Annotated in this window: 1 protein-coding gene; it reads right to left on the reverse strand. The window is 68.2% G+C overall.

Annotated elements, in window-relative coordinates; all coding sequences use genetic code 11:
• The coding region (locus ACFP2T_RS43150; RefSeq protein WP_377432830.1) for a condensation domain-containing protein at window positions 1-1320 on the reverse strand (1320 nt) is incomplete at both ends.

Consider the following 1320-nt stretch of genomic DNA (forward strand, 5'->3'; position numbering starts at 1 on the left):
TCCGCATAGGTAAACGACTCACCCTGACTGACCACCGCCACCACGTCGGTGTCGGTGTCGATCAGCTCGTCCACCCCGGGCACCGACGGCACCTCGGACTCATACGACGATCCGCTCGTCAGCGTCAGCCGGGACAACCGCACCCCGGCATCCCCGGCCACCCCGGTCAGCAACTGCAGGAAATGCCCGATCAGCCGCCGGATCGTCGACTCGTCGAACAACCGCGTCGCGTAATGCACCGCACCGAGCAGACCACCACCACGCTCCGCCACGACCAGCCGCAGATCGAACTTCGCCAGTTCCTCCTGCACCCGGCCCAGCAGCGCATCGTCGCCGCTGTCGGTGTCCGCCTCGTCCTCGGCGAAATAGTTGAACAGCACCTGGAACAACGGGGTCCGGGACCGGTCCCGATCCGAGACCAACTCGTCGACGAGACGGTCGAACGGCACATCCTGATGCGCGAACGCGGCCAGTGTCTCGGCCCGGACCCGACCCAACAGCTCGGTGAACGTCGGGTCACCGGACAGGTCGGTGCGTAGCACCAGGGTGTTGACGAAGTAGCCGATCAACCCTTCGATCTCGGCCCGGTTCCGGTTCGCGATCGGCGTACCGACGACGATGTCGTCCTGACCGGAGTACCGACTCAACAACATCGCGTACGCGCTGAACAACGTCATGAACATCGACGCCCCCGCCGAACGGGACACCGACCGAAGAGCCTCCACCACCTCCTGCGGAATCGCGAACTCGATGATCGCACCATCCGAGGACCGCACCGCCGGCCGCGGCCGATCCGTCGGCAGTTCCAGCACCGGCGCATCGGCGAGACGCTCGCGCCAGTAGGCGAGGTGTTCCTCGAGGACGTCGCCGGTCAGCCACTGCCGCTGCCACACCGCGAAATCGGCGTACTGCACCGGCAACGCCGCCAGCCCAGGCTCCACACCGTCGCGCGCTGCGGCGTACAACGCGTCCAGCTCTCGGCGCAGGATCCCGTCGGACCACTCGTCACCCACCACGTGGTGCATGGCCAGGGCCAGCACATGCGCCTCGGCGCCGAGCCGCAGTAGGCTCGCCCGGAACAACGGCCCGGCCGCCAGATCGAACGGCACCGCCGCGTTTGTGGCCAGCCACGCCTGCGCGGCGGCGGCCGGGTCTGGTTCGCCGGACAGGTCGATCAGCGGCAGGTCGAACGGTGCCGGCGGGTCGATCACCTGGTACGGCACGCCGTCGGCCTCGGCGATCACCAGCCGGGTCCGTAGTACCTCATGCCGGGCAACCAGCCCGCCAAGCGCCGTGGCCAGCGCCTCCACCGAAAGCTCG

The sequence above is a fragment of the Plantactinospora solaniradicis genome (genome assembly GCF_042658085.1).
GTDB lineage: Bacteria > Actinomycetota > Actinomycetes > Mycobacteriales > Micromonosporaceae > Plantactinospora > Plantactinospora solaniradicis.